General features: G+C 63.2%; 26 protein-coding genes and 1 pseudogene. 10 read left to right on the forward strand and 17 right to left on the reverse strand.

The window, feature by feature from the left end:
• Positions 1 to 137 precede the first annotated feature (137 nt).
• From NKH93_RS04430 to NKH93_RS04445, 4 genes are all read right to left on the reverse strand, one after another.
• Positions 138 to 1,109 carry an NAD-dependent epimerase/dehydratase family protein gene (locus NKH93_RS04430; RefSeq protein WP_352470637.1) on the reverse strand — a complete coding sequence of 324 codons (972 nt, stop codon included), beginning with the start codon at positions 1,107 to 1,109 and terminating at the stop codon, positions 138 to 140.
• A gap of 109 nt (positions 1,110 to 1,218) precedes the next feature.
• Positions 1,219 to 4,677 carry a chromosome segregation protein SMC gene (gene smc / locus NKH93_RS04435; protein ID WP_352969318.1) on the reverse strand — a complete coding sequence of 1,153 codons (3,459 nt, stop codon included), beginning with the start codon at positions 4,675 to 4,677 and terminating at the stop codon, positions 1,219 to 1,221.
• 117 nt (positions 4,678 to 4,794) lie between these two features.
• Positions 4,795 to 5,520, reverse strand: a complete 726-nt coding sequence (locus tag NKH93_RS04440; RefSeq protein ID WP_023674158.1) for a DsbA family protein — start codon at positions 5,518 to 5,520, stop codon at positions 4,795 to 4,797.
• Positions 5,521 to 5,649: 129 nt separating this feature from the next.
• On the reverse strand, positions 5,650 to 6,150 hold the full coding sequence (locus NKH93_RS04445) for a DUF721 domain-containing protein (RefSeq protein ID WP_023674157.1): 501 nt from the start codon (positions 6,148 to 6,150) through the stop codon (positions 5,650 to 5,652).
• A 49-nt stretch (positions 6,151 to 6,199) separates the two neighbouring features.
• Here NKH93_RS04445 and mutY point away from each other — a divergent pair, with 49 nt between their 5' ends.
• Positions 6,200 to 7,312 carry an A/G-specific adenine glycosylase gene (gene mutY, locus NKH93_RS04450; RefSeq protein ID WP_352969320.1) on the forward strand — a complete coding sequence of 371 codons (1,113 nt, stop codon included), beginning with the start codon at positions 6,200 to 6,202 and terminating at the stop codon, positions 7,310 to 7,312.
• Positions 7,313 to 7,323: 11 nt separating this feature from the next.
• The gene (locus NKH93_RS04455; RefSeq protein WP_352470642.1) at positions 7,324 to 7,935 is read left to right on the forward strand and encodes an HAD family hydrolase; all 612 of its coding nucleotides are present in this window, start codon (positions 7,324 to 7,326) and stop codon (positions 7,933 to 7,935) included.
• A gap of 65 nt (positions 7,936 to 8,000) precedes the next feature.
• On the opposite strand, the gene NKH93_RS04460 is transcribed toward NKH93_RS04455, so the two are convergent.
• Positions 8,001 to 9,134, reverse strand: coding sequence for a site-specific DNA-methyltransferase (locus NKH93_RS04460; RefSeq protein ID WP_352969322.1), 1,134 nt, complete (start codon positions 9,132 to 9,134; stop codon positions 8,001 to 8,003).
• Between the two features lie 180 nt (positions 9,135 to 9,314).
• Here NKH93_RS04460 and NKH93_RS04465 point away from each other — a divergent pair, with 180 nt between their 5' ends.
• Positions 9,315 to 10,004: an HAD family hydrolase gene (locus NKH93_RS04465; protein WP_254818468.1), complete on the forward strand. Its 690-nt coding sequence runs from the start codon at positions 9,315 to 9,317 to the stop codon at positions 10,002 to 10,004.
• 38 nt (positions 10,005 to 10,042) lie between these two features.
• Here the strand turns inward: NKH93_RS04465 and NKH93_RS04470 are convergent, their stop codons facing one another.
• Entirely contained in the window at positions 10,043 to 10,741 is a 699-nt protein-coding gene (locus NKH93_RS04470; RefSeq protein WP_352768744.1) for a hypothetical protein, read from the reverse strand.
• 128 nt (positions 10,742 to 10,869) lie between these two features.
• On the opposite strand from NKH93_RS04470, the gene thrC reads away from it, so the two are divergent.
• Genes thrC through NKH93_RS04490 form a run of 4 tightly spaced genes read left to right on the forward strand, consistent with a single transcriptional unit; the run spans position 10,870 to position 17,077 of the window.
• The gene (gene thrC, locus NKH93_RS04475) at positions 10,870 to 12,267 is read left to right on the forward strand and encodes a threonine synthase (protein ID WP_352969324.1); all 1,398 of its coding nucleotides are present in this window, start codon (positions 10,870 to 10,872) and stop codon (positions 12,265 to 12,267) included.
• A gap of 14 nt (positions 12,268 to 12,281) precedes the next feature.
• Positions 12,282 to 13,574: a M16 family metallopeptidase gene (locus NKH93_RS04480; RefSeq protein WP_352470646.1), complete on the forward strand. Its 1,293-nt coding sequence runs from the start codon at positions 12,282 to 12,284 to the stop codon at positions 13,572 to 13,574.
• A 15-nt stretch (positions 13,575 to 13,589) separates the two neighbouring features.
• Complete coding sequence (locus NKH93_RS04485) at positions 13,590 to 14,186, forward strand: GNAT family N-acetyltransferase (protein WP_352470647.1); 597 nt, start codon at positions 13,590 to 13,592, stop codon at positions 14,184 to 14,186.
• Positions 14,187 to 14,188: 2 nt separating this feature from the next.
• Positions 14,189 to 17,077 carry an EAL domain-containing protein gene (locus NKH93_RS04490; RefSeq protein ID WP_352969326.1) on the forward strand — a complete coding sequence of 963 codons (2,889 nt, stop codon included), beginning with the start codon at positions 14,189 to 14,191 and terminating at the stop codon, positions 17,075 to 17,077.
• A gap of 23 nt (positions 17,078 to 17,100) precedes the next feature.
• Here the strand turns inward: NKH93_RS04490 and NKH93_RS04495 are convergent, their stop codons facing one another.
• The gene (locus NKH93_RS04495; protein ID WP_031211061.1) at positions 17,101 to 17,709 is read right to left on the reverse strand and encodes a YqgE/AlgH family protein; all 609 of its coding nucleotides are present in this window, start codon (positions 17,707 to 17,709) and stop codon (positions 17,101 to 17,103) included.
• A gap of 147 nt (positions 17,710 to 17,856) precedes the next feature.
• Between NKH93_RS04495 and NKH93_RS04500 the strand changes: the two genes are divergently transcribed.
• From NKH93_RS04500 to NKH93_RS04510, 3 genes are all read left to right on the forward strand, one after another.
• Positions 17,857 to 18,663, forward strand: coding sequence for a protein-disulfide reductase DsbD domain-containing protein (locus NKH93_RS04500; protein WP_352969328.1), 807 nt, complete (start codon positions 17,857 to 17,859; stop codon positions 18,661 to 18,663).
• A gap of 82 nt (positions 18,664 to 18,745) precedes the next feature.
• A complete protein-coding gene (locus NKH93_RS04505; RefSeq protein ID WP_352969330.1) occupies positions 18,746 to 19,246 on the forward strand; it encodes a peroxiredoxin in 501 nt (166 codons plus the stop codon).
• A gap of 153 nt (positions 19,247 to 19,399) precedes the next feature.
• Complete coding sequence (locus tag NKH93_RS04510) at positions 19,400 to 19,879, forward strand: DUF2938 domain-containing protein (RefSeq protein ID WP_352969332.1); 480 nt, start codon at positions 19,400 to 19,402, stop codon at positions 19,877 to 19,879.
• 31 nt (positions 19,880 to 19,910) lie between these two features.
• Here NKH93_RS04510 and NKH93_RS04515 read toward each other — a convergent pair.
• The 10 genes and pseudogenes from NKH93_RS04515 to NKH93_RS04560 form a co-directional block, all read right to left on the reverse strand.
• A pseudogene (locus NKH93_RS04515) lies at positions 19,911 to 20,477 on the reverse strand (histidine phosphatase family protein); the annotation flags it as partial.
• A gap of 43 nt (positions 20,478 to 20,520) precedes the next feature.
• Positions 20,521 to 21,060, reverse strand: coding sequence for a ribonuclease HI (gene rnhA / locus NKH93_RS04520; RefSeq protein WP_352768720.1), 540 nt, complete (start codon positions 21,058 to 21,060; stop codon positions 20,521 to 20,523).
• Positions 21,057 to 22,019 (reverse strand): homoserine kinase, encoded by a 963-nt coding sequence (locus tag NKH93_RS04525; RefSeq protein WP_352456890.1) that lies wholly within the window; start codon positions 22,017 to 22,019, stop codon positions 21,057 to 21,059. Before NKH93_RS04525 ends, rnhA begins: the two co-directional genes overlap by 4 nt.
• 5 nt (positions 22,020 to 22,024) lie before the next feature.
• Positions 22,025 to 23,029, reverse strand: coding sequence for a 4-hydroxy-3-methylbut-2-enyl diphosphate reductase (gene ispH, locus NKH93_RS04530; RefSeq protein ID WP_254818458.1), 1,005 nt, complete (start codon positions 23,027 to 23,029; stop codon positions 22,025 to 22,027).
• Positions 23,030 to 23,136: 107 nt separating this feature from the next.
• Positions 23,137 to 23,892 carry an SURF1 family protein gene (locus tag NKH93_RS04535; RefSeq protein WP_352969334.1) on the reverse strand — a complete coding sequence of 252 codons (756 nt, stop codon included), beginning with the start codon at positions 23,890 to 23,892 and terminating at the stop codon, positions 23,137 to 23,139.
• Positions 23,889 to 24,275, reverse strand: a complete 387-nt coding sequence (locus NKH93_RS04540) for a DUF983 domain-containing protein (RefSeq protein WP_352470653.1) — start codon at positions 24,273 to 24,275, stop codon at positions 23,889 to 23,891. Before NKH93_RS04540 ends, NKH93_RS04535 begins: the two co-directional genes overlap by 4 nt.
• An 82-nt stretch (positions 24,276 to 24,357) precedes the next feature.
• Entirely contained in the window at positions 24,358 to 25,239 is an 882-nt protein-coding gene (locus NKH93_RS04545) for a cytochrome c oxidase subunit 3 (protein WP_352449883.1), read from the reverse strand.
• 1 nt (position 25,240) lies between these two features.
• Positions 25,241 to 25,873, reverse strand: coding sequence for a cytochrome c oxidase assembly protein (locus tag NKH93_RS04550; RefSeq protein ID WP_352593359.1), 633 nt, complete (start codon positions 25,871 to 25,873; stop codon positions 25,241 to 25,243).
• A gap of 7 nt (positions 25,874 to 25,880) precedes the next feature.
• Complete coding sequence (locus tag NKH93_RS04555; RefSeq protein WP_023674135.1) at positions 25,881 to 26,048, reverse strand: cytochrome c oxidase system small membrane protein; 168 nt, start codon at positions 26,046 to 26,048, stop codon at positions 25,881 to 25,883.
• Positions 26,045 to 26,989 (reverse strand): heme o synthase, encoded by a 945-nt coding sequence (locus NKH93_RS04560; protein ID WP_352470654.1) that lies wholly within the window; start codon positions 26,987 to 26,989, stop codon positions 26,045 to 26,047. Before NKH93_RS04560 ends, NKH93_RS04555 begins: the two co-directional genes overlap by 4 nt.
• Positions 26,990 to 26,998 lie beyond the last annotated feature (9 nt).

A 26,998-nucleotide genomic window follows, 5' to 3' on the forward strand; every position in this document is an offset into this window, starting at 1 on the left:
AGCGCCTCAAAGGTTAATCGGATACGTTTCAGCGAGCATGTGGTTAACAGGATGTTAGGACAAAATGATGCTTTTGCGGACCGACTTGCGCCCCACTTCAGATGTCAGCTTGACGGCATCACGGCGAGCGGTGCAAATCACTGCTTCGAGTACGGCCGGTACCAGTCGACAAACTTCTTCAGCCCGTCCTCTATCGAAACGCTAGGCCTGAAGCCGAAATCCCGCTCCAGCGCGGTCATGTCGGCGTAAGTCTTCTCGACGTCGCTCGCCTGCATCGGCTCGTTGTGGCGGATTGCCTTGACCTTGAGCAGCCTTTCCAGAATGTCGATGAAGTCGCCCAGACGCACCGGCCGGTTGTTGCCGACATTGTAGAGCCTGTTCGGCGGAACGTCAGCCGCCGGCGGCTTGTCGAGCACGGCGACAACCGCCTTCACAACATCGTCTATGTAGGTGAAATCGCGCCACATTTCGCCATTGTTGAAGACCCGGATCGGCTTGCCCTTGAGCATCGCCTGGGTGAACATCCAATAGGCCATGTCGGGACGGCCCCAGGGACCGTAGACCGTGAAAAACCGCAGGCCGGTCTGCGGTATGCCGAACAGATGGGCGTAGGTGTGGCTCATCAACTCATCGGTTTTCTTGGTGGCGGCGTAAAGCGAAACGGGCTTGTCGACCTGATCGGCTTCGCTGAACGGCACGCTGCGGTTGCCGCCATACACCGAGCTCGACGAGGCATAGACCAGATGCTCGAATGCCGGTTCGGCGCGACAGAATTCGAGCACTTCGAGGTGGCCCATGACATTGGAGCGGATATAGAGCCGCGGATTGTCGAGTGAGTGGCGCACGCCCGCCTGCGCGGCAAGGTGCACGATCCTAACGATGCCTTGCCCGGCCAAAGCGGCTGCAAGCGCGCCCTGTTCGGCAATATCGATCTGGTGGAACGAAAAATCCTTATGGGGCAGAAGGCCGGCAAGCCGCCCCTTTTTGAGCGCCAGGTCGTAATAGTCGTTCATGTTGTCGACGCCGACGACCGCTTCTCCCCGGTCGAGCAGATGGTGGCAAACGTGGCTGCCAATGAACCCCGCGGCTCCGGTGACAAGTATAGGCAACAAGCTTCTCCACGCGCATAGCCGGGCCGGTATCTGGAGCGGCAGATCCGGCCCATTTTGTCGTGCTATAGTCGAAAGCCGAGGTGGAGACCACCATTAAGCTGATGCGTCAGCTTGCCTCGCGCATGGCTTCGGCCGCCTGCAGGTCAACCGACACCAGTTGGCTGACGCCTTGCTCGGCCATGGTCACCCCAAACAGCCGGTCCATGCGCGCCATGGTGATCGGGTTGTGTGTGATGATGACGAAGCGCGTTTCGGTGGTTGCGGCCATTTCGTCCATCAGATTGCAGAAACGCTCGACATTGTGGTCATCGAGCGGCGCGTCGACTTCGTCGAGCACGCAGATCGGCGCCGGGTTGGTCAGGAACACGGCGAAGATCAGCGACATCGCCGTCAACGCCTGCTCGCCGCCGGACAGCAGCGTCATCGTCTGCGGCTTCTTGCCGGGCGGACGCGCCAGGATCTCGAGCCCCGCTTCGAGCGGATCGTCGGACTCGATCAGTTGCAGCTCGGCGGTGCCGCCGCCGAACAGATGCGAAAACAGCCGTTGAAAATGGCCGTTAACCACCTCGAAGGCGGCGAGCAGCCGCTCGCGGCCTTCGCGGTTCAGGCTATGGATCGCCTGCCGCAGCTTGCGGATCGCCTCGATGATGTCGTCGCGCTCGGAGACGATGGTCTCCAGCCGGTCCGACAGTTCCTTCTGCTCCTCCTCGGCGCGCAGATTGACGGCACCGAGCCGTTCGCGTTCGACCTTCAGCCGGTCGAGCTGACGCTCGATCTCGGCCATTTCGGGCATCGGGCTGTCGGGTTCGAGGCCGGTGTGGCGGATCACCAGATGCGGCGGCGTGTTCAGCGTTTCCTGGATGCGCGCCTCGACTTCCAGCCGACGCTCGTCGGCGGCGGTCAGCCGCTCTTCGGCGCGAACGCGGGATTCGCGCGCCTCGGCCAGCGACTGGATGGCAGCAGTCGCAGCCTTGTCCAGCTCGGACTGGCGGTTCTCCGCTTCCTGCAAGCGGTCGCCCGCTGCCTTGCGCAGGCTTTCGGCCTCGGCGAGTTGCGACAGCAGGGCGCGCCGCTTGGCGTCGATCTCGTCGGGGGCGTCGGCCAGTTGCTCGCGCTCGGCCTCGGCCTCCGCCTTGCGTTCGCCGAGCGCCGCGATCTGTGTCGAGGCGTTTTCGGCGCGCTCCATCCAGTTGCGCCGTTCCGCGCCGATGGCATCGAGCCGACGCGCACGTGCCTCGGCTTCCCGCCTCAGGCCCTCGTGAACGGCACGCGCATCGGCAAGGGCGGCGCGGTCGCGGGCGACATTGGCCGCCGACTGCTCGAGCTGCAACTGCAGGTCGCCGAGATCGGGCGCGTATTGCAGCAGCATTTCCGCCTCGACGAATGCCGCCGCCGTTTCCTCATGGCTGTCGACAATGCGTGCGCGCGCCTCGTCAAGTGCGGCACGCCGGCTCGACAGCTCGCCGCCGGCTTTTTCGGCCTCGGCCAGCGTATCGCGGGCAGCGTCGAGCCCGTGCTGGGCGTCGCGTCCGGCCTGTCGGGCGTTGCGTTCGGCCTCGCTCGCCTGGGCACGCGCCTGTTCGGCCCGGGCAAGGGCTTGTTCAGCTTCGCGCAGGGCGCGCGTGGCATGGACTGCTTCGGCATCGAGCTCGGCCAGCCGGTTTTTCTGCGCCAGCCGCTGCGCGGCGGCGGTCGGGGCATCGGCGCTGGCGGTGAAGCCGTCCCAACGCCAGAGCGCGCCTTCGCGGCTGACCAGCCGTTGACCGGGAGCAAGCAGCGTCTGCAGCCGTCTTCCGTCGGCGGCTTCGACAATGCCGATCTGGGCCAGCCTGCGGGCCAGCTGTGCCGGCGCACGCACAACGCTGGCGAGGCTCCTTATGCCTTCGGGCAATGCGGCGTCGGCAGGCTGGATTTCGCTCTGGCCCCAATGCACCGGCGCACTGCGGTCGAGCGGCACGTCGAGATCTTCGCCAAGCGCCGCACCCAGCGCCGTCTCGTAGCCACGCTCGACGCTGATCTGCTCCAGCACCGAGGGAAATAGATCGCCGCTGGCGGCGTTGAGGATCTTGGCCAGCGTGCGTGCCTCGGTTTCGATCCGCGCCAGCTCGGCCTTTGTGTCCTGAACCGGTGGGCGGGCAGCACTTTCGTCTGCACGCGCCTCGGCGACCGCCTGTTCGGCGGCAATGGCGGCTGCCTCGGCCTTTTCGAGCAGCGCCAGCGCCTGATCGACCAGTAGCCGCTTCTCGGCGGGATCGGGCAGGCCGGCGACCCTGGAGACGATCTCCGACAGTTCGCGGTCGACATCGGCAAGCTGGCGGGCAAAGCGGTCGCGGCGCTCAGCGGTGTCGCGCAGCGTCCGTTCGATCTGGTTGCGCGAGGCGGCAGCCTCCGCCCGTTCGGCGGTCAGCGCGGCGAGCCTGGCCTCGCTCGAGGCAAGCGTCGATGCCGCCTGCTCGAAAGCCGCGCGGGTGCTGGCTTCGCGCTCGGCGGCGCCGGCGTTTTCGGCATTGAGCGCGGCTTCTTCGGCGGCGAGGCGTTCGAGGATATCCGCATTATCGCGGACCATGCGCTCCTCGCGGGCAAGGTCGCCATCGAGCTGTTGCAGTCGGCGGTCGAGCTCTGCCTGGCGGGCGCGGATGCGGCCCGCCTCTTCCTCGATCTGCGCCTTGGCGATCGACAGACGCTGGAAGGCGGCGGCGGCAGCGGCTTCCGCATCGCGCAAGTCCGGCAGCCGGTGGGCGTTGATACCTTGTTCCCTGGCGGCAGCCATCTGGGCGGCGGCACGGTCGCCGACCAGCGCGGTGGCAATCGCCAGCGCCGAACGCGCTTCGCCTTCCTGCGTCTTGGCCAGCGTCCAGCGCAGATGCAGCAGCGTCGCTTCGGCCTTGCGGATGTCGGCCGACAGGTTCTTGAAGCGCGAGGCCTGGCGGGCCTGGCGTTTCAGGCTTTCGATCTGGCTTTCCAGCTCGCCGACGACGTCGTCCAGCCTTTCGAGGTTCTGTTCCGCCGCCTTCAGCCGCAGCTCGGCTTCGTGGCGGCGCGTATGCAGGCCGGAAATTCCGGCCGCCTCTTCCAGCAGCGCGCGGCGCGCCTGCGGCTTTGCCTGGATCAGCTCGCCTATGCGGCCCTGGCCGACCATCGAGGGCGAGCGGGCGCCGGTCGACTGGTCGGCGAACAGCAGCTGAACGTCCTTGGCGCGAGCCTCCTTGCCGTTGATGCGGTAGAGCGAGCCGGCCTCGCGCTCGATGCGGCGCGAGACCTGCAACTCATCGGCGTCGTTGAAGGCGGACGGCGCGGTGCGGTCGCTATTGTCGAGGAACAGCGTGACTTCGGCGGTGTTGCGGGCCGGACGCGTTCCCGAGCCGGAAAAGATGACGTCGTCCATGCCGGACGCACGCATGTTCTTGTAGGAGCTTTCGCCCATAACCCAGCGCAGCGCCTCGACCAAGTTCGACTTGCCGCAGCCGTTCGGCCCGACGACGCCGGTCAGGCCGCGTTCGATGACGAACTCGCCGGGTTCGACGAAGGATTTGAAGCCGAGCAGGCGAAGGCGCGAGAACTTCATTCGCGCCGGCCCATAGCCAAGTTTCGCAACGCTGTTCCGCGGTTTTGCAAGGAGACCCCGCGGCAAGACAAAGAAGTGCGCACGCCGAAGCGACGCCGCTTCGGCGCTGCCGAAACGTCAGAGCAGAGGGTCGATGATGGCCGACATTTCCGCAATCGACATCGCCCCTTTGTAGGTCTTTCCGTTGATGAAAAAGGTCGGTGTGGAATCGACCTTGAATTCGTCGGCGCCACGCTTCTGGACGGATCTCACATCGTCCAGAAGTTTCTGGTCCGTCAAGCAGGCCTCGAAGGACTCCTGTGTAAAACCGGCAAGCTTGGCGATTTGCAGCAGTGCGTCCTTGGTATTGTTCACACCAACCCAGTTCGCCTGCTGCCTGAACAGCACGTCGACCATCGGGAAATAGTTGTCCTTGGAGCAGCGCGCCAGCATGAAACCGGCCTCGGCGCTGGGATCGAACGGAAACTCGCGCAGTATGTAACGGGCCTTGCCGGTATCGATATATTTCGTCTTCAGCTCCGGAAAAGTGGTCTCGGCGAAATGCGCGCAATGCGGGCAGGTCATCGATGCATATTCGACGATAGTGACCTTTGCATCGTCCTTGCCGAGCTGCATGTCGGGCAATGCGCCGGGCTTCAGCAGTGCCGCCATATCGACCGTGCCCTGAGCCTCCGGCGCCGCCGCGGCGGCCGGAGCGGCCGGCTTCGCAGGTTCCGGAGCCGCAGGCTTCACATCCTGCGCCTCGGCTTTCTCGCCCGAGTCGCTGCAGGCGGCAAGCAGCGCCACCGCTGGTATTGCGGCCAGCGAAGTCAAAAGGTTTCTGCGGGACAAGGAACGGATCATACGAATCACCTGGCAATAGTTGGATTTTGCAATGCAAAGTCTACAAAAAGCGAGAGTTGGCGCGAATTAAGGCATTACCGCCCCTATTCCAATCGCCAAATCCGGGCATACCATCACGATAGCGCGAGATCACGGTTTCTTTTGACCGAGAATGGTGGCGCCAAGCCGCTCTAGCGAGGCGCGCAGCCCGCCGTCCTCGATCAAACCAACGGTGCCCGACAGCTTCGCTTTCTCGGCCGCAGTCAATGGCCGCAAACTGGGTTTCGGCTTGTCCTTGCCCGCCATTACCGGCTTCTGCACGATCCTGATCCGACCGATCGCATTGAAACCGAGGAAGGCATTGACCCGGTTGATGATCTCGCCGGTCTCGTGCTGCAGATGCAGTGCCGCTACACCCTCGCAGGCAATCACCAGCACCGCCGGTTCGAAAGGATCGTCCTCATGCATGCGGCGCGGCCACTGGATCTTTTCCGGGCGCGAGCGGCCGGCAAGCCGCGGCCCGGCAATTTCTTCCCATGACTGGACCAGTCCGATCGACATACCGGCCCGTTTGCGCAGCACCGGGTCGAGGATCTCGGTTGCGAGATCGCTCACCGGAACGGGATTGCCGAAGGGCCTTTTCCCTGCCATGTGCGTTCTCCAGCTTCAGCACCAATGGATTAGGGCCGACCCTCGATCAATGGCACTGCACGACCAGACCCGCAAGGCCGTATCCGGAGACAATGTCGAGATCGCCTCCCGGCTGCTTGGCTGGTACGACGCGCATCACCGCGACCTGCCCTGGCGCGTTTCGCCGCGCGCGCTGGCGGGTGGGGGGCGGCCCGATCCCTATCTGGTCTGGCTTTCCGAGGTGATGCTGCAGCAAACCACGGTCGAGGCGGTAAAATCCTATTTCCGGGCGTTCGCAGAGAAATGGCCAACGATCCAGGCGCTGGCGGCGGCACCGACCGAAGACGTCATGAAGGCCTGGGCCGGGCTCGGCTATTACTCCCGCGCCCGTAACCTCAAAGCCTGTGCCGATCTCGTCGCGCGGCAAGGCGGCCGCTTTCCGGACAGCGAGTCCGGCTTGAAGGAACTGCCCGGCATCGGCGCCTATACGGCGGCGGCGATCGCAGCGATCGCCTTCGACCGACCAGCCGCGGTCGTCGACGGCAATGTCGAACGGGTCGTCTCACGGCTGTTTTCGATCGCCACGCCGCTGGGCGAAGCCAAGGGCGAGATACGCGGCCAGGTCGAACGCATGGTTCCCCCGACAAGGCCCGGCGACTTCGCGCAGGCGATGATGGACCTGGGCGCGACGATCTGCACGCCGCGCCAGCCCCGCTGCATGCTGTGCCCCGTTCGCGAGGGCTGCAGCGCCACGACCTCGGGCGACCCCGAACGCTTTCCGGTCCGCCTGCCCAAGGCCGAAAGACCCTTACGCCGCGGTGCCGCCTTCGTTGCCGTCAGGCGCGACGGCGCCATCCTTCTGCGCAAGCGCGCGGACAAAGGCCTGCTCGGCGGCATGACTGAGGTGCCGACGACCGGCTGGACGGCGCGCATAGACGGCGCCACCACGGAAGCGGCAGCCCCCTTCCCCGGCAACTGGCGGCAGGCCGGACGCATCGGCCATGTCTTCACCCATTTTGCGCTTGAACTCGACGTGTTCAAGGCGGACACCGACAGTGCCGCCCCGGTCGGGCATTTCTGGTCGCTGGCCCATGAAATTTCCGGGGAAGCGCTGCCGAGCGTCATGAAAAAGGTAATCGAAGCGGCGATACCGGGCGCGACGAAAAAGCAGCGGCCGCGTTGAAAGAGAGAAGAATGACTGAAATCCGCCACATCGTTTTCGACATCGGCAAAGTGCTGATCCACTATGATCCGGACCTGCCCTTCAGTCGCTTGATCCCCGATCCCGACGAACGGAAATGGTTCTTCGACAATGTCTGCACGCATGATTGGAACATCGAGCAGGATCGCGGCCGCAGTTGGGAAGAGGCCGAAGCGCTGGCGATCGCGCAATATCCCGAGCACGCCGAAAATATCCGCAATTTCCGCCGGCACTGGCACGAGATGGTGCCTCACGCCTATGAGGACAGCGTCGCCATCATGATCGGCCTGATCGACAGCGGCCATGACGTGACGATGCTCACCAATTTCGCTGCAGATACGCTCGCCGAGGCCCGCGAGCGCTTCGATTTCCTCAATCGGCCGCGCGGCGTCACCGTTTCCGGCGACATCCGCCAGATCAAGCCGGATCGCGCCATCTATGACCACCACGTCGCCGCGTTCAGCCTCGAGCCGTCAGCGACGCTGTTCATCGACGACAGCCAGAAGAACGTCGACGGCGCCAAGGCGGCGGGCTGGCAGTCGGTGCTGTTCACCGATGCAAAGACGCTCAGGGCGGACCTTGAGAGTCTTGGGATCAAAGTGTGATTTGAATCGGTTCCAGGAGTTGGTTGAGCCTTCGCATTAACCGATCTGCCGCAACTCGGAAGCCGTCAGGCGCCCGCCCGCTCCATGCCTAGCCGAGCAATGCGGCGAAGCTCGTCGATCGGGGTCAGGCCGCCGCTGCGCTCATAATGCCAGAAGGTCCATCCGTTGCAGGCGTCCAGCCCCTGGACCTCGGCGCCGATCTTGTGGATCGACCCGGCACTGTCGCCGATGGCCAGCGTGCCGTCGGCGCGCACTTTTGCCGCCCAGCGCTTCTTGGCGTCGTAGAGCGTGGCGCCTGGCGCCACCAGGCCATTGTCGAGAAGGGTGACGAAGGCGACGCGCGGCTCGGCGCGCTTGCCGGTCAGTACCGTCAAATTGGCGCCTTCCAGCGGCCGGACCGCATCGATACGTTCCATGGCGGCATCGATATAGGTTTGTTCGCGCTCGATGCCGACGAAGTGGCGGCCAAGCCGCTTCGCCACAGCCCCGGTGGTGCCTGAACCGAAGAACGGGTCGAGCACGATGTCGCCCGGCCTGGTCGATGCCGTCATGACGCGGGCAAGCAACGCTTCCGGCTTCTGCGTCGGATGCAATTTGTCACCATTGTCGTTCTTCAGGCGCTCGCCGCCGGTGCAGATCGGAAACAGCCAGTCCGAGCGCATCTGGACGTCGTCGTTCGACGCCTTCAGCGCCTCGTAGTTGAATGTGTAACCCTTGCCCTTCTGGTCGCGCGATGCCCAGATCATCGTCTCATGCGCGTTCTGGAAACGGCGGCCACGGAAATTCGGCATTGGATTGGTCTTGCGCCAGACGACGTCGTTGAGGATCCAGAAGCCCAGGTCCTGCATCTTGGCGCCGACCCTGAAAATATTGTGGTAGGAGCCGATAACCCAGATCGTGCCGTTGGGCTTCAACACACGGCGCGCCGCCAGCAGCCAGGCGCGGGTGAAGGCGTCGTAGGCCTCAAAACTGTCGAACTGGTCCCAATGGTCGTCGACGGCATCGACCTTGGATTGATCGGGCCGGTGCAGATCGCCATCGAGCTGCAAATTATAGGGCGGATCGGCGAAGATCACGTCGATCGACTTTTCCGGCAGCCGTTCGAGCGCGGCGACGCAGTCGCCCTTCAGGATCGTATCCAGCCACTCGGATTGCTGGGGAATATCGGAAAGCTCGTCGAGAAGACGCACGGCAGACATTGTGACACCCAAGGCACGCGTTACTGTTTACTGTCCGTTATGGTTACCGATCAGCGTAAATATTCAGTGAAGCAGCCCGCCGAATTTGCGAAGCCCGGCCTGTTGGTGTATGCCGCGCCGCCTGAGCCGTTTGGACCAAAAAGCCCTCGGCATTCCCTTCATCCCGCTTTCCGGATCACCATGCCCCAGCCAGACCTTGTCATCTTCGATTGCGACGGCGTGCTCGTCGATTCCGAAATCATCGCCGCGCGGATCGATGCCGAGCTGTTGACCTCGGCCGGCTACGAGATATCGGCCGAGGAGATTTCCGAGGTCTATGCCGGGTTGACTTTCAAGGACATCATGATGCGGGTCGAGGAAAAGTCCCGCATCCCGTTCCAGGCCTCGCTGATCGACAAGGAGGAACAGCTGGTCGATCGTAGGCTGCGCAGCGACGTGCGTGCCATCGACGGGGCGCACGAGGCTGTCGCCGCGGTAGCAGTGCCGCGCTGCGTCTGTTCGAATTCGCGCTCGGAGCGGATCGAATTCATGCTGGAGAAGGTGCAGCTTTTGCCGTTCTTTGCCGGCCGTATCTTTTCCTCGCTGGAAACTCCGACCGGGAAAACCAAGCCGGCGCCGGACGTGTTTCGGTTCGCCGCGGAAAAGCTCAAGGCCGATCCTGCCAACACCTTTGTCATCGAGGATTCGGTGCATGGCGTCACCGGCGCCAAGACGGCGGGAATGCGCGTCATCGGCTTCACCGGCGCGGCGCACAGCTATCCCGGCCACGCCGATGCGCTGACCGAGGCCGGCGCGGAAACGGTCATCCGCCGCTGGGCGGAGCTGAAAAGCGTGATCGCCGCGCTGTCGGAATGGTCGGCGGACGCCTGAGAGGCCGCCTCCAACCGCCGTGGCACGAATGCAGCGGCTTAGTTGGTCGCGGCGGCTTTCTTCTTCCTCGGCTTGTCTGTCCCTACTTTCGGAGCGCCCTCGTCATACCCGGCATATGCCTGGTAGTCCTTCGCCGTCGGCTCCGGAACGACGACGTTGGAATCGGTGAAGACGAACTGCGTGGCACTCGAAGGATCGGTAACCTGGACCTGATAGGAGTGAAGCTGCGAATAGAGAACTTCGGTGCCGTGCATCACCGCGATGCGGATCGGCATGGTGATGGTCCCGGGGGTGAACATCGGGCCAGGCACGACCTTGCCGGCGACGGCTATCTTCATCGACAAGGAGCCGTTGGCGCGGCTGCAGTCGCGGGTCACATCGGTGATCGAAGCCTGATAGATGATCTTGGCGGAATCGTCCGGCTGATCGACGCCTGCCGCGTCCACTGCCGGCTGGGCGGCTTCCTCGGCGGCAACATCGGGTTTTTTCTTCGGCTTCGGACCGCTCTTGGCGTAGGTATTGAAGAAGGCGGTGCCGTCACGCAACGTCACTTTCGGGCAATAGGCCTGCAACTGGCTGGAAAGCACCTTTGGATCGGGTGGCGGTGGCGGCGTCGCATCCTTTTTGCCGAAGCCGAGAATTCCATTGTCGCTCGATTGGCAACCTGCGGCGGCAAGCATAAAGCCGGTGAGCGCCACACCCGCGACAAAACGACCGTTGAATGAATGAAACGCCATGAACTGCACTTCCCTCTCGCAAAGCCGGTGACGTATATCAACCGCGCGGCAAAAATGCGACTGATCCAGCGCAGAAATCCACCACCTCGCGGCGGGCGAAAATTCCCGGCAGCAATGGAAACGTGACGATGCAATATGTGAGTACCCGCGGGGAAGCGCCCGCGCTTGGATTTTCCGACGCGGTGCTGGCCGGACTGGCGCGCGACGGCGGGCTCTACCTGCCGAGCGCCTGGCCGCATTTTTCCGCAGCCGAGATCCGCGCCATGCGCGGCCTTGCCTATCCCGATCTTGCCATCCGCGTGCTGTCGCCGTTCCTCGGCGGCGAGATCGCGGCGCCGGTGTTCGAACGGCTGGTGCGCGAAGCCTATGCAACCTTCCGCCATGAGGCCGTCTGCCCGCTGGTGCAGACCGGGCCGAACAGCTTCGTGCTCGAGCTCTTCCACGGCCCGACGCTCGCTTTCAAGGACGTGGCGATGCAGCTTCTTGCACGGCTGATGGACCATGTGCTGGCCGAGCGTGACCAGCGCGCCACCATTGTCGGCGCCACCTCCGGCGACACCGGAGGGGCCGCCATCGATGCCTTTGCCGGGCGCAACCGCACCGACATCTTCGTGCTTTTCCCGCACGGCCGCGTCTCGCCGGTACAGCAGCGGCAGATGACGACCTCGACCGCCGCAAACGTCCATGCGTTGGCGATCGAAGGCAATTTCGACGACTGCCAGAGCCTGGTAAAGGACATGTTCAACGACCACGGTTTTCGTGACCGGGTATCGCTGTCCGGCGTCAACTCGATCAACTGGGCCCGCATCATGGCCCAGATCGTCTATTATTTCTCCTCCGCGCTGTCGCTCGGCGCGCCCGACAGGCCGGTTTCCTTCACCGTGCCGACCGGCAATTTCGGCGACATCTTCGCCGGCTATGCCGCCAAGAAGATGGGGCTGCCGATCGAACGGCTGATCATCGCCACCAACGACAACGATATTCTGGCGCGCACGCTGGCAACCGGCGAATACCGCATGAAGGGGGTCTTTTCGACCACGTCCCCCTCGATGGACATCCAGGTGTCTTCGAACTTCGAACGCTTGCTGTTCGAAGCGTCCGGCCGCGATGCCTCGGCCGTGCGGCGCTACATGAACGGGCTCAAGCAGTCCGGCGCCTTCACCATCGAGGCCGGCGAAATCGCCAAGATCCGCTCCGAATTCGACGCCGGCCGCGCCACCATGGACGAGGTCGCCGCCACCATCCGCACCACACTTGCGGCGAGCCGCTATCTGCTCGACCCGCATACCGCCGCGGCCGTGCATGTGGCCGCCGGCAAGGCTGCGGGTGAGGTGCCGATGGTGGTGCTGGGCACTGCGCACCCGGCAAAGTTTCCCGCCGCCGTCGAAGCCGCCAGCGGCGTGTCGCCTGCCCTGCCTGCATGGCTAGGCGGGTTGATGAGTGCCGAGGAAAAATACACGGTACTTCCATCCGACCTGAAAATGGTGGAAGATTATGTCGGCCGCCACACGCGGGCGGCGCGTTAGGGAGTAATTGCCATATGGGTGTTGAGGTAAGCCGTCTGTCGAACGGCCTGACAGTCGCCACCGAAACCCTTCCAAGCCTCGAATCTGTTGCCCTTGGCGCCTGGGTCAAGTCGGGCGCACGCAACGAGCGTGACGAAGAGCACGGAATGGCGCACTTGCTCGAGCACATGGCTTTCAAGGGCACCAGTCGGCGAAGCGCCTTCGAGATTGCCTCGGAGATCGAGGACGTCGGCGGCGAGATCAATGCCGCCACCAGCGTCGAGACGACCTCCTATTATGCAAGGGTTCTGAGCGACGACGTGCCGCTGGCCGTCGATATCCTTTCCGACATCCTGCAGGAATCCGAATTCGATCCGCAGGAGTTGGAACGAGAGCAGCATGTGATTCTGCAGGAGATCGGCGCCGCGCACGATACGCCCGACGACGTCGTTTTCGATCACTTTACCGAGACCGCCTTCCGCCACCAGACTATCGGCCGCTCGATTCTTGGCACGCCGGAAACCGTCAAATCCTTCACTTCGAAGCAGCTGCACGACTTCATCGAACGACAGTACGGCGCCGAGAACATGGTGATGGTGGCGGCCGGCGATATCAAGCACGACGATTTCGTGCGGGAGGTCGAAAAGCGTCTCGGCAGCTTCCGCGGCAAGGCCGACGGCACCATCCCGCAATATGCGCAGTATGTCGGCGGCGATTTTCGCGAGGACCGCGACCTGATGGACGCGCAGATCGTGCTGGGTTTCGAGGGCCGCGCCTATCACGTCCGCGATTTCTATGCCTCCCAGGTCCTGTCGATGATCCTGGGCGGCGGCATGTCGTCGCGGCTTTTCCAGGAAGTCCGCGAGAAACGCGGCCTGTGCTATTCGGTCTACGCCTTCCATTGGGGTTTTTCCGACACGGGCGTCTTCGGGGTCCATGCGGCGACCGGACAAAGCGATATTGCCGAGCTGGTGCCTGTGATCATCGACGAGCTGCAAAAGGCCGGTGAAAACATCCTGCAGGAGGAGCTCGACCGGGCGCGTGCGCAGTACCGCGCCGGGCTGATCATGTCGGCCGAGAGCCCGGCCAGCCGCGCCTCGCAGATCGCCAGGCAGTTGCTTCTGTTCGGCAGGCCGATAGCCAAGGAAGAGTTGATGGAGCGGCTGTCGGCGCTGACGGTCGAGCGGCTGACGGACCTGTCGTCGCGGCTTTTTTCGACCAAGCCGACGCTTACAGCCGTCGGGCCGGTGGGTACGCTCGCGCCCTATGAGGCGATCCTCGATTCGCTTTCGGGCACGCAGACCACTGCCCGCAAGCTCGCCGTCTAAGCCTACTCGAGCGTCGTGTTCGCGCTCCCTTTCTTTCGCCGCGACCTGCCGGCACTGAAGGGCGAGCTTGTCACGCTGCGCGTACCGCTGACCAACGACTATCGCGAGTGGTCGGTGCTGCGCAGTGAAAGCCGCGCCTTCCTTGAGCCGTGGGAGCCGCGATGGACCCCTGACGAACTCGACCGCACGGCGTGGCGGCATCGTATCGGGCGCTACCGCGAGGACTACGCGCAGGGGACGGCGATCGCCTTCTTCATCTTCGAGAAAAGCAGCGGCAAGCTGGCCGGCGGTATCACCCTCGGCAATATCCGCCACGGGGTCGCCCAAAGCGGCCATATCGGCTACTGGATCGGCGAGCGCTTCAGCGGACGCGGCCTGATGACCGATGCCGTAAGAGTGGTGACGCGTTTCGCCTTCGAAACGCTGCGATTGCACCGGATCGAAGCTGCCTGTATTCCCGACAACGCCCGGTCGATCCGCGTGCTTGAAAAAGCCGGATTCCGGCGCGAAGGACTGCTACGATCCTATCTCAGGATCAACGGCATCTGGCAGGACCATTACCTATACGCCCGAATCGCGGACGATCCGCCGGGCGTTGGAACAAAGGGCTGATTTTGACGAATTTTCTGCGCAACGGGTCGCTGCTTGCCTTTATGCTGGCGGCAATCGTCACGCTCTGCGCGGCGTCCTCGGCCTTTGCGGTAGAACCGATCAAGATCGCCCGCGACGACGTTGCGCTCGATCTTTCGGGGGCCGTCTTGATCTACCGGAACCAGGGCGAGAATTTTCAGGTGTCGACCGCGCCAGGCCCGGACGGCATCGTGCGGCGCATCGAGGTCGAGGCAAATGATGCGCGCTCGAGCGGTGACTGGGCGGTGTTCGCGCTGGCCAATACCACCGACCAGCAGCTCGACAGGCTGATTGTCGCACCGCATTTCCGGCTGGTGAATTCCGGCCTGTTCTGGCCGGATCTCGGCTCGACCCGTATCGCCGCGATCACGCCCAGCGAAGGCTTTGCGCTCGACCGCCAGACCAGCCCCGACGCCGACGTCTTCCGGGTCACGTTGAACCCCGGAACGGTGATTACCTTCATCGCCGAGCTCGCCTCGCCCAAGCTGCCGCAGGTCTATCTGTGGGACCCTGAATCCTACAAGGACTCGGTCAATTCCTACACGCTGTTTCGTGGCATCGTCATCGGCATTGCCGGCCTGCTGGCGCTGTTCCTGACCATTCTTTTCGTCGTCAAGGGGACCTCGATGTTCCCGGCAACGGCGGCCCTAGCCTGGGCGGTGCTTGCCTATATCTGCGTCGATTTCGGCTTTCTCAACAAGATCATAGAGATCTCACCGGGCAATGAGCAGATGTGGCGCGCCGGAACGGAGGTGGCGCTCGCGGCGACCTTCGTGGTGTTCCTGTTTGCCTATCTCAACCTCAACCGGTGGCACGGCCATTTCAGCTACGGCGCGCTGGTCTGGATTCTCGGGCTGGTGCTGATCGCCGGTGTCGCCATCATCGATCCGGCGGTTGCCGCCGGCATTGCCAGGCTGTCCTTCGCCGCCACCGCGCTGACCGGGCTCGGCCTGATCATCTTCCTCGGTATCCGCGGTTACGACCGCGCCATCATGCTGGTGCCCAGTTGGGTGATGGTTCTGCTGTGGCTATGCGGATCGTGGATGGCAATCACCGGCATGCTGGACAACGATATCGCCCAGCCGGCGCTGGGCGGCGGGCTGATCCTCATCATCCTGCTGATCGGCTTCACGGTGATGCAGCACGCTTTTGCCGGCGGCGCCCTGCATCAGGGCCTGTTCTCCGATCTCGAGCGGCAGGCGCTGGCGGTTGCCGGATCGGGCGATACCGTGTGGGACTGGGACGTGCTGCGCGACCGCGTCGTCACTCGTCCCGACGTCAGCATTCAGCTCGGCCTTGCCCCCAACAGTCTCGGCGGGCCCGCCCGCAACTGGCTGCCGGTGCTGCATGCCGACGACCGCGACACGTTTCGCACGACACTCGACGTGGTGCTCGAGCACCGGCGCGGCCGGGTGTCGCAAAACTTCCGCCTGCGCGGCGCCGACGGGCACTATCACTGGTTTTCGCTGCGCGCCCGGCCGGTGATCGGCTCGGACGGCGAGGTCATCCGCTGCGTCGGCACCATGGTCGACGTGACGGAGCAGAAGAAGTCCGAGGAACGGCTGCTGCATGACGCCGTGCACGACAATCTGACCGGCCTGCCCAACCGCGAGCTGTTCATGAACCGGCTGGAGGCGATCATTTCGATCGCCCGCACCGAAGAGAAGGTGCGCCCGACCGTCTTCGTCATCGACATCGACCGCTTCAAGCAGGTCAATGACGGGCTCGGCATCTCGGCCGGCGATACCATCCTTTTGACCATCGCGCGGCGGCTGCACCGGCTGCTCAAGCCGAAGGATTCGCTGTCGCGCTTTGCCGGCGACCAGTTCGCGCTGATGCTTTTGTCGGAGCAGGATCCGGCTCGCATCGCGGGCATTGCCGATGCCATCAAGCACGCCATCAACAACCCGATCACCTTCGCCAAGCGCGAGATCGTGCTGACCGCCTCGATCGGGCTGATCACCTGGACCGCCACGCAGACCTCAGCCGAGGACATGGTCAAGGATGCCGAGCTTGCCATGCATCAGGCCAAGCGCTTCGGCGGCGACCGGATCGAGCCATTCCGTCCCGCCTTCCGCACCGTCGGCACCGACCGGCTGCAGTTCGAGTCCGATCTGCGCCGCGCCATCGAACGACGCGAATTCACGCTTGCCTACCAGCCGATCGTGCGGCTGGAGGACGGCAGCGTCGCAGGCTTCGAAGCGCTGCTGCGCTGGGACCATCCGCGTCGCGGCATGATCCCGCCGGCTGATTTCATTCCGGTCGCCGAAAACTGCGGCCTGATCGTGCAGCTTGGGCTGTTCGCCATGCAACAGGCTGCCGAAGACCTGGCGGGATGGCAAAAGCAGATCGGCGATGCGCCGCTGTCGGTCTCGGTCAATCTGTCCAGCCGTCAGCTCATCCGCCGCGACCTGGTCAGCGACGTCCGCTCGGTGATCGCGCGAGCCAACCTGAAACCGCGCTGCTTCCGGCTCGAACTCACCGAATCGCTGGTGATGGACAATCCCGAGCAGACCGCCCATGTGCTGACCAAGCTGAAGCAGCTTGGCATCGGCCTGTCGCTGGATGATTTCGGCACCGGCTATTCATCGCTGGCCTATCTGACGCGCTTTCCGTTCGACACCATCAAAATCGACAAGAGCTTCGTCGACGACGCGACGCCGAAACGTGCGGTGCTGCTCAAATCCATGGTCAATATGGCGCATGAACTCGGCCTGTCGGTTGTCGCCGAAGGCATTTCCGACGAGAGCGATGCGCTGGAGTTGCGGCAGATGGGCTGCGAATACGTGCAGAGCTTCATGTTCGGCGCGCCGATGCCGGGCGATCAGGTGCTGAAGACGCTGAAGGAACAGTATCCGTTGACCCAAGCGTGACAAGTTTCAGGACGTAATGAGGTTCAGGCGTGACCGGCAGCCAGGCTGAGATGCGCGAGATCAATGCCGATTGAGGCGAGGATCCGGTCATATTTGCGATCGATGTCGGCGTCGAACAGAAGCTCGGCACTTGCCGGGCAAGTCAGCCAGCCATTCTCGACGATCTCGTTTTCAAGCTGGCCCGCACCCCAGCCGGCATAGCCGAGCGCCATCAGAGCCCGCCGGGGTCCGCGGCCGGAGGAGATGGCGCGCAATATGTCGACGGTCGCGGTCAGACAGACATCGTCGGACACGGCGAGCGAGGATTCCACCCGGTAGTCGCCCGAATGCAGAACGAAGCCGCGGCTACGATCCACCGGTCCGCCATTGCGCACGACGAAGTCGCGCGCCGGTGGCGGCAGGCGAATTGCCTCCAGCTCGTTCATGATGCCGAGTTGCACGAGCAGGTCCGGAAACAGCATCTGCTGCGTCTGGTTGATGATCAGCCCCATCGCGCCTTCGTCGCTGTGCGCGCAAATGTAGATGACAGAGCGCGTGAAGCGGTCATCCTTCATGCCGGGCATGGCAATCAGGAACTGATCGTCGAGAAAGCCGGGTCCTGCGGCCGTCCTTTTATGGCGCAACAAATCCATGGCCACAGCGTAACGCGTTTCCGGGGCGTCGAAAAGATGGGCGGCGCCCGATTTGATCAGGCTCGTAAATCGAAGGTCACGCAAATATGATGCCGGCGGCGTCATGAAATCATTGTGCGGCCATCAACAGACGATCAAATCATTGCCATGCAAATCTTGAAAATCCTGCTGCTTGGCGTGGCCATTGGATCGGCGACCGGCCTCCCCGCCTCAGCCTCCTCATCGGCCTGGTACAATAGCGAAGGCGGCAGGGTGCGGCTGGTGACGAGCGGCAAGGCCGATGAGGCCGGGCGTCTCCAGGGCGTCCTCGACATTGCGCTGAAGCCCGGCTGGAAGACCTATTGGCGCGATCCGGGCGATGCGGGCGTGCCGCCACAGATCGACGTCTCGGCCAGCACCAACATTGCCGACGCGACGCTTTCGTTTCCGCCGCCGCAGCGCCATGACGACGGCTATGGCAAATGGGCCGGCTACGACCACCCGGTTTCGTTGCCGGTGACGTTTACGCTTGCCACGCCCGGCCAGCCGGCCGTCATCGATGCGGACATTTTCCTCGGCATCTGCGAAACCATCTGCATCCCGGTGCAGACAAGGCTGACCGTCGATCCCGGCGCCGATCCGGACAACGCCGAGGACGCGGCACTGGTCAAGGCAGGCCTTGCCACCCTGCCCGCCACGGCAACGCCCGATTTCGGCATAAACGTACTGCCGGGCGACCACGAAACGCTGATTGTCGAAGCGAGCTTTCCGGGCAGCCCCGAGGGCGCCGACTTCTTCGTTGCCGGCGAACGCGACTACATGTTCGGTGCCCCGGCACGCACCGAAAAGGATGGCAAGCTCATCTTTACTGTGCCGATCCTCGACAGGCCGTCGACAACGCCAACCGATGGCGGCCTGCACTACACGCTGACAAGTGCCGCAGGCGCGGTCGAAGGCCTGTTGCCATTCCCGTGATGCCAACGTCTGGACGGTTGCCGGGCGCGCCTTAATTCGCTATCGCAAGGACACTCCCTTCCATTTCCAAGCGAGGACCATCATGACGATCTCCGTTGGCGACAAACTGCCCGATGCGACCTTCAAGACAATGACCGCCGACGGTGCAAAGCCGATAACGACGGGCGAGATATTCTCAGGAAAGAAGGTCGTGCTGTTTGGCGTTCCAGGCGCCTTCACGCCGACCTGCAGCAACAATCATCTGCCCGGCTACCTGGACAATTACGACGCCATCCTGGCGCGCGGCGTCGACACTATCGCCGTTGTCTCGGTCAACGATGTTCACGTTATGGGGGCCTGGGCCCGCTTCAGCGGCGGTGAAGGCAAAATCCTTTATCTTGCCGATGGCAATGGCGATTTCGCCAAATCCGTCGGCCTCGACGCCGACCTCTCCAGCGGCGGCATGGGGCTACGCTCGAAGCGTTTTTCGATGATCGTCGATGACGGCAAGATCACCGCACTCAATGTCGAGACAAAGCCCGGCGTCGACGAATCCGGTGCGGCTCACATTCTCGGACAGCTTTCCGTCCTGGCGACAGCCTAGATCTAGGCCAGGCACGGCAAAGGGCGCCTTCGAGCGCTCAACGTCCAAAGGACGCTGACTTTTGCATCGGCGCATGATCCTTCCGAAAGCCGACCCGGTTTTCGGGACCATGCGTCGGCCCTTCGGGACTGCTTGCTTCTGGGGACCTCGATTATGTCTGACATCGTCTGGCGCAGCGTCGCGATCGGCGTCGGCGCAACCGCGCTTATGGATCTCTGGGCGATTTTCCTGAACAAGGCATTTGCTCAGCCGCGGCCGAACTGGGGGCTGGTCGGCCGCTGGGTCTGGCATCTCAGGGAAGGCAAGGTCTTCCATCACGACATTGGCGAGGCCTCGCCCTACCCGCATGAATCAGTACTTGGCTGGGCCTTTCATTATGCTGTCGGCATCGTCTACGGCGTCATACTGGTCGTGCTGGCCGGAACGGCCTGGCTCACCACGCCGACCTTCCTGCCGGCTTTTATGCTCGGCATCGTCACCGTCGGCGCCGGGTGGTTTCTGCTGGCGCCCGGCATGGGCGCCGGCTGGGCCGCTTCGAAGCGGCCCAATCCGATGCAGGTCCGCGCCCTCAATCTAGTTTCGCATACGGTGTTTGCCATCGGACTGTTCGGCACCGCTCTTCTGATCCGATAGGTAATTGACCGTCGCGGCGCTGCGTCGGCCTGTCGATCGGCTGCCATCCATGGATAACGCGACGCGCGCTGATATCATATGCGAAGTAGTTCCCACCGCCCGCTGGCTGATCCGCCTCGCGGCTGATTTCCCGACCGCTCAAAGAGAGCAGCAGGAGCGTTCCGACACCTCCGTGACCTATGAAAGCAACGTCGACAGCGGCGTCGGTGCGTAGCACAGTGTCTACCTCGCTTAGAATACGACGCTGGGCTTCGATAGCTCGCTCCCATCCACGAATGCTGCTGTTTGGATTGGCGAAGAATTGGTCGGCGACCGCTTCGAACTCCGATGGCGGCAGGAAACCGGTTGCCGATCGGTCATTCTCATGCATCCGTTCCCTCACCTCGACTGCAAGGCGGAGATGCCTTCCGAGTATCTCGGCGGTTTGTATCGCCTTGCGTTCACCCGACGACACGATCCGCCGGATCGACCCAACCCACGGCTGATCGAGCATTGCAGATGTTCTCGCTCGCCCGATGTCGGACAGTCCCCACTCCGGCACTGGAACGTTGGCATCGACCTGAACCTGGGGATGCGTGATGTAGTATGCAATCGGCATGATAAGAACTCTTCCTGCCAGAGAGCGGACCCGCAGCCGGAATTCAATAGCTTTGCGTCGAGCGCCGAACCTTCTTGGCCGCCGATTGCCTGGAGCGGGTGCCTTCCTCCGGCGGCACGGACGCGAGCACGGGTTTCGCCGACTTCGTCTTGAATGGCGCCATGCCGAGCCGCGCCAATTCGTCGGCGCGCTCGTTCTCGGGATGGCCGGCGTGGCCCTTGACCCAATGCCAGGTGACCTGGTGGCGGTTGCGCGCAGCGTCGAGCTGCTGCCACAGCTCGGCATTCTTCACCGGCTGCCTGGCGGCCGTCTTCCAGCCGTTGCGCTTCCAGCCGTCGATCCAGCCGAAAATGCCGTCCTTGACGTAGTTGCTGTCGGTATAAAGATCGACGACGCAAGGCTCCTTGAGCGCATTGAGCGCCGAGATGGCCGCCAACAATTCCATGCGGTTGTTGGTGGTCAGAGCCTCGCCACCATGGAGCTCCTTGATTGCGCCGTTGAAGCGCAGGATTGCGCCCCAGCCGCCAGGCCCGGGATTGCCCGAACAGGCACCATCGGTGAAGATTTCAACGCGCTTGGTCATGTCAGTCCATATTCGGAAGGAGAGTTGATCGCCCGGTGGAAGCGCATCCGGCGGATATACTCGGTCGGGTCGCGTTTCATCACCAGGCCGCCGTCCGGGACCGTCAGCCAGTCGTAGAGCCGGGTCAGCATGAAGCGCAGCGCCGAACCGCGCGCCAGCATCGGCAGCGCAGCTTTCTCGTCACTGCTCAACGGCCGCACGCTTTGGTAGCCGGCAAGCAGCGCCGTGCCCTTGGTCAGATTGAAGGAAAAATCCTTCTCGAAGCACCAGGCGTTCAGGCACGTGGCAACGTCATAGGCATAGAGGTCGTTGCAGGCGAAATAGAAGTCGATCAGCCCGGACAGTTTCTCGCCGAGGAAAAACACATTGTCCGGGAAAAGATCAGCATGGATGATGCCTTGCGGCAGACCGTTCGGCCAGTTCCGCTCGAAATCGGCGAAATCGGCATCGACCTCGGCCGCCAGTCCCGGCTCGACCTCGTCGGCGCGGGCGCGGGCGGCATTCCACAGCTTGCGCCAGCCATCGATGGCAAGGGCGTTGGGGCGGGTCATCGGAAAATCCGCGCCGGCGAGATGCAGTGCCGCCAGCGCCTTGCCGACCTCGCCGCAATGCGCAGCCGTCGGCCGCCGCAGCGACAGGCCTTCGAGAAAGGTGATGATGACCGCCGGCCGGCCGGCAAGTGTTCCGATCACGCCGCCATCATGTGCGGTGACCGGGAGCGGGCACGAAATGCCCTTTCTGGCGAGGTGGGCCATGAGGCCGAGAAAGAACGGCAGGTCAGCCTTGTCGACACGCTTCTCGTAAAGAGTCAGGATGTAGGAGCCGCTGCTGGTGTGCAGCAGAAAATTCGAGTTTTCGGTGCCTTCGGCGATGCCCTTGTAGGACAAGAGGTCGCCGACCGGATAGTTCCTGAGGAATGCGCCGAGCTCGCCCTCGTTGACGTCGGTGTAGACCGCCATCGTTGCTACGCGGCCCCGTTGACGAAGGCCATGTCGGCTGCCGTCAGTTCGACATCGCGCAACACCCGCATCACCGGAAAGTCCTCCGTCTCCGTCGCCGTCACGGCCAGCTCGATGGTCACGTCGAAGCGCTGCCTGAACGCATCGACGATCTCGTCGACGATGATCTCCGGCGCCGAGGCGCCCGCCGACAGGCCGAGCGTCGAAATGCCGGCAATCTCATTCCACGGAATTTCGGAGGCGCGCTGCACGAGAAGCGACATCGAGGCGCCCGCGCGCTCGGCCACTTCGACCAGGCGCCGCGAGTTGGACGAGTTAGGTGCGCCGACAACCAGGAAGAGATCGGCGCCGGCCGCTGTTTCCTTGACCGCTTCCTGGCGATTGGTGGTGGCATAACAGATCGATTCCGCCGCCGGCGCGTGCAGCTCGGGAAAACGCTGCTGCAGGGCGCGGATGATACCGGCGGTATCCTCGACCGACAGCGTCGTCTGGGTGACGAAGCCGAGCGCTTGTGGGTCTGCGGGCACGAAGCTTGCGGCGTCGGCCTCGGTCTCGATCAGAGTTACCGCGCCGTCCGGCAACTGGCCCATTGTGCCGATCACCTCCGGATGCCCGGCATGGCCGATCAAGAGCACGTGGCGGCCAAGCCGCTGATGGCGCATCGCCTGCTTGTGGACTTTCGAGACCAGCGGGCAAGTCGCGTCGAGATAGAACAGGTTGCGGGACTGGGCGTCGGCCGGCACAGATTTCGGCACGCCATGCGCCGAAAAGACGACCGGGCTCTGGCGATGCTCGGGCGGGATCTCGGAGAGCTCCTCGATGAACACCGCGCCGAGGCTTTGCAGCCCTTCGACGACGTAGCGGTTGTGCACGATCTCGTGGCGGACATAGACCGGCGCGCCGTATTTCTTCAGCGCCAGCACGACGATCTGGATGGCACGGTCAACGCCCGCACAGAAACCGCGGGGCTGGCAGAGCCGGATGGTCAGCGGCGGCTTTGTGTGAAGCATGATTGCATCTTACGCTGATTGTGGGCCGGTTGATCGGACTATGACTTCTGAGCTCAAGGCGCGAAATGAGGTGCGCGGCCCTGCCCTGTCAAGGGTAGTGGCGGCGATCATTGGTCTTTCGCCGGGCGGCGGAGCCAGGAGATCAGGACGCCGGCAAGGGCGGCGGCAAGGCCGTACCAGGTTATCGCATATTGCAGATGGCTGTTCGGCAGGTCGATGACGGTGACACCGCCAACCGGCAGCCCGCCGGGGTTGGGCGTGGCGTTCGCATCGATGAAGATCGGCACCAGCGCCGCACCTGTCGGCAGGCCGGCGCTCGAGGCCATCGCGTCACGGTCCTTCCAGTAGAAGATGTTCTTCAGCGGGTCATTGTCGGGAAGCATCATCGAGGGCTTGGCCGGCAGCGGGTTGCGGGCGAGCCCCGTCACCGTCACTTTGCCCGTTACCTGCCCCTTCGGCCGCTTGGCTGGATCCTTGAAATCGTAAGGCACGAAGCCGCGGTTGATCAGCACGAAACGGCCATCGTCGAGCTGTAGCGGCGTGAAGACGTCGAAACCGGACTGGCCTTCCCAGGTGGCGAGGAAATGCCGCTCGTCTTGATGCAGGAAAGTGCCGGTCACCATCACCGGCGTGTAGTCCACGTCGCCGGCGACAGCAAACCGCTTTTCGACCTCGGCCAATGGCACAGGCGCCGAATGCGTACGCTGGTCGATCGTCTGGAGAAGGCCCTCTTTCCAGTGCAGGCGCTGAACCTGCCAGGTGCCGAGCGCCAGCAGGATCAAAAACACGACGATACCCAGGCCGAGCGCCAATGCGCGCTTGGGCCGCGACCGGCCGGCCACCGAACCTGATGCCTCGCTCATTCGCCGCGGTCCAGCCGGCCCTCGGCCGCCTTGTTGCGGTATTGCAGCGTCAGCAGCACGCCCTTGATCAGCCGGAGCGCCGCCAGGCAAAGCACCAGCGTCAGCGGAATCCACAGCAGCAGATGCAGCCAAAGCGGCGGATTGAGCGTCACCTCCATCCACAACGCCAGGCCGACGACGATGAAGCCGATGATCAGGATAACGAACACCGCCGGCCCGTCACCAGCATCGGCGAAAGAATAATCGAGGCCGCAATTGGTGCAGCGATTGCCGACCGTGAGGAACCCGGAGAACAGCTTGCCCTCGCCACAGCGGGGGCAGCGGCCATGCAAGCCGGCCGAGATCGGATCGATTGGTGGCCAGATCGCCTTGTCGTCGCTCATGGGATCATCCTAGGAGCATTTGCCGCAAAAGATAAGGCGGCCACGTCGCCGCAGCCGCCTTGTCGATTTCCTCAGTTCGATCTCAGTGCGGTTCGATCATCGCGCCGTTCGATGCCCAGACGTAGATCGAGGCAAACAGGAACAGCCACACCACGTCGACGAAGTGCCAGTACCAGGCGGCGGCCTCGAAGCCGAAATGCTGCTTGGGCGTGAAGTCGCCCTTTATGGCGCGGATCAGGCAGACCAACAGGAAGATCGTGCCGATGATGACGTGGAAACCATGGAAGCCGGTCGCCATGAAGAAGGTGGCGCCGTAGATCGAATCCCTGAAGCCGAACGGTGCGTGCATGTACTCGTAGGCCTGCACCATGGTGAACAGCATGCCGAGGCCGACGGTCAGCACCAACCCATTGATCAGGCCCTTGCGGTCGCCGTGGATGAGCGAGTGGTGCGCCCAGGTCACCGTGGTACCCGACAGAAGCAGGATGACGGTGTTGTAGAGCGGCAGATGGAAGGGGTCGAGAACTTCGAGGCCCTTGGGCGGCCAGACGCCGCCAGTGAAGGCGGTACGGGCGTATTGATGGACCTCGCCCGGAAACAGGCTGGCGTCGAAGAAGGCCCAGAACCAGGCGACGAAGAACATCACCTCGGAGGCGATGAACATGATCATGCCGTAGCGCAGATGCAGCGACACGACACGGGTGTGGTGTCCCTCATGCGCCTCCTTGATCGTATCCGACCACCAGGCGAACATCGTGTAGATGACGATCAGCAGGCCGATGAAGAACAGCCATGGATTGGCGACATTGAAACCGAAGATCGGGAAATCGCCGCCCTTGAGGTATTGCATGTAACAGACGCCGCCGAACGCGGTCACCAGCGCCCCGACGGAGCCCAGGAACGGCCACGGGCTCGGGTCGACGAGGTGGTAGTCATGTTGTGGTTTTGCGTGTGCGTCTGCCATATCAACCCCCGAGGCTTGCTTCGGTATCTGAAATCTTGTTGCGGCGGCCGTCGGCCGGCACCGATGATGCGACCGGCTTGGTCTTGTCGACCGGGAACATCGTGTAGGACAGGGTAATCGTCGTCAGATCCTTCAATTCCGGCGCGTTGACGATGTCGGGATCGACATAGAAGACGACCGGCATGTCCAGTGTCTCGCCCGGCTTCAGCGTCGTGTCGGTGAAGCAGAAACACTCGACCTTGTTGAAGTAAGGTCCGGCCAGTTCCGGCTGCACGTTGAAGGTGGCGCGTCCAGTGATGGGACGGCTGAATTTGTTGGTCGCGCTGAAATGCGCCTCGGCGGTTTCGCCGATCTTGATGGTGATCGAGCGAGCGACCGGCTGGAATTGCCAGGGAACGCCGGCGGTGTTGGCGTCGAAGCGGATGGTGATGTCGCGATCGAGCACCCGATCGGCATATTGCTGGGTCGCCCGTTTGACGGTGCCGCCGTAGCCTGTCGCCTGGCAGAACATCGCGTAGAGCGGCACCGCGGCGTAGGCCATGCCGATCATGCCGCCGAAGAACGCGATGCAGACGCCGGCGACGACGCGGTTCGTATTCTTCTTCTTAGGATCGGTGACTGTTTGCCTGGTCATGTTAAGCTCACATCGAGCCGGGGAAACTGTGACCAAATTTCACGATGGTCGCGACGTAGAATATGACGACCAGCGCCGCCAGCGCGAAACCGATTGCGGCCGAGCGATTGCGGCGGGCCTTCTGCTGACGTTCGGTCAACGTGACCAGTTCAAGCTTCTTTTCGGCCATGCTCATGCTCCACCAATGGTCAGCGCGCGCGCGACGACACAATCGCCAAGGTAGGCGGCGAAGATGGCGAAGAGATAGAGCAGCGAATAGCCGAACAAGGCCTTGGCCGGCTTCATCGCCCGGTCGTCATCGGCCATTTGCAGCACCCTCCACGCATACCAGACGAAGCCGGCGCCGAGCAGCAATGCAACGATGCCATAGACCGGCGTGGTGAACCCGAGAACCCAGGGCAGCACGCCAACCGGCGCGAGGACCAGCGCATAGGCAAAGATCTGGCGTCTGGTCGAGGCCTGGCCGGCGACATTCGGCATCATCGGAATGCCTGCCTTGGCGTAGTCCTCCGACTTGAACAGCGCGAGCGCCCAGAAATGTGGCGGCGTCCACAGGAAGATGACCAGGAACAGCACCAAGCTTTCGAGGCTGACCGATCCGGTTACCGCCGCCCAGCCTATGACCGGTGGAATGGCACCGGCAGCCCCGCCGATGACGATGTTCTGCGGCGTCCAGCGCTTCAGCCACATCGTATAGATGACGGCATAGAAAAAGATGGTGAAGGCCAGAAGCGATGCTGCCAACCAGTTGACCAGCACGCCGAGCGTCATCACCGACAGAACCGACAGCACCAGCCCGAAACTCAATGCCTCGCCTGGCCGGATACGGCCGGCCGGCACGGGACGGCCGGCGGTGCGCGTCATCACCGCATCGATGTCTGCGTCATACCACATGTTGAGCGCACCGGAGGCGCCGGCGCCGATGGCAATAGCTAGGATCGCGATCACTGCCAGCAGCGGATTGATGGTCACCGGAGCGGCGACCATGCCGACAAACGCAGTGAACACCACCAGCGACATGACGCGCGGCTTCAGCAGGGCGAAGAAATCGCCCGCTGTCGCTTCCGACATGCGGAAGCCCGGCTCGTCAATCAGTCTGTCTTCGGCAAGGGCCATGCGTACTTA

The organism is Mesorhizobium sp. M0954, assembly GCF_040319155.1.
Classification (GTDB): domain Bacteria; phylum Pseudomonadota; class Alphaproteobacteria; order Rhizobiales; family Rhizobiaceae; genus Mesorhizobium.